This window comes from Nocardioides deserti, from assembly GCF_014266025.1.
Lineage (GTDB): Bacteria > Actinomycetota > Actinomycetes > Propionibacteriales > Nocardioidaceae > Nocardioides > Nocardioides deserti.
This window is the reverse complement of sequence record NZ_JACMYC010000039.1, coordinates 1-1,185: the sequence shown is the minus strand read 5'-3', so window position 1 is coordinate 1,185 and position 1,185 is coordinate 1. Positions and strand designations below refer to the sequence as shown.

The following is a 1,185-nucleotide window of genomic DNA, read 5'->3' as shown; positions in this document are numbered from 1 at the left end:
GCCCGCTGCCCCGCCCGCGGCGCCGCCGGTGCCGCCCCCGCCCCCGCCGCCCGCGCCCGAGGCCTCCGACCACGACGGCGAGACGCGCGCCGGGGCCCTGGACCCGACGCCGTTCGAGCGCAAGCCCTCCGGCATCCCCGGCCAGCCGCAGGCCCCGGCGGTGACCTCGCGCCCCGTCGCGCGGCTGGTCATCTCCCACGGCGAGACCGTCGACGTGGACCGTGCGGTCCTGGTCGGCCGCGCGCCCGAGGCCCGCCGGTTCACCTCCACCGAGCAGCCGCGCCTGGTCACCGTGCCGAGCCCGCAGCAGGAGATCTCCTCGACCCACCTCGAGGTGCGCCCCGGCTCGGGCGCCGACCACGGGCTCGCGGTCGTCACCGACCTCGGCTCGACCAACGGCACCGTGCTCGTCCAGCCGGGACTAGGCCCCGAGGACCTCCAGCCGGGCGTCGCCGTCCAGCTCATCCCCGGCGCGGTCATCGACCTGGGTGACGGGGTCACCATCCAGGTCGCCAGGCCCTGATGGCCACCCCGGCCGCCCCCGCCGCCGCGACGACGTACCCCGCAGCGGAGCTGGACCGGCGCTTCTACGCCTTCACCATCGACCGCCTCGTCGCGTGGGGCGGGTACGCCGTCGCGGCGCTCGCCGCATGGTGGTTCCTGCTCGACCGCGGCCGCACCGGTGCCGCCATCGGCGTCATCGTCGGCACCGTCCTGCTCGTGTCGCTGGTCTTCTCCCTGCTGCTCGGGCTGCGCGGCACCTCGCCGGGCCGCGCGCTGCTCGGGCTGCGCGTCGTGCACGAGACGACCGGCGCCCCCATCGGCGTCCCGGCCGCGCTGCTGCGCTCGCTCGTCCTGGGGGTGGCGGCGCTGCCGACCTTCGGGTTCGGGCTCGGCATGCTCGCCTGGACCGCCGTGATGGACCGCAGCGGCCGTCGCCGCGGCGCCCACGACCGGCTCACGCACGCGGTCGTGGTCGACGTCCGGCCCGCGCCGGTCGTCGTCGAGGAGGTCGCCGCCGCGCCGCGGCAGGTCGTCAACCTCACCGCGATGCGGCTCGTCCCGACCCCGCCCGCGGCGGTCGCGCCGCCGGTCGTGCCGCCCCGTGCCTCGCGCCCCACCACGCCGCCGCCGTCGGTCCTGCCCCAGCCCGCCGTGGCTGCCGCGGCCCCGTCGAGCGCGCCT

The 1,185-nt window shown here is 78.5% G+C and carries 2 protein-coding genes; both read left to right on the top strand.

Annotated features, from left to right (window positions below; genetic code table 11):
• On the top strand, window positions 1–523 hold a 523-nt coding region (locus tag H7344_RS20165), incomplete at its 5' end, for an FHA domain-containing protein (RefSeq protein WP_186347772.1).
• Window positions 523–1,185: RDD family protein (locus H7344_RS20160; protein ID WP_186347771.1), on the top strand; the 663-nt coding region annotated here is incomplete at its 3' end. The genes H7344_RS20165 and H7344_RS20160, both read left to right, overlap by 1 nt.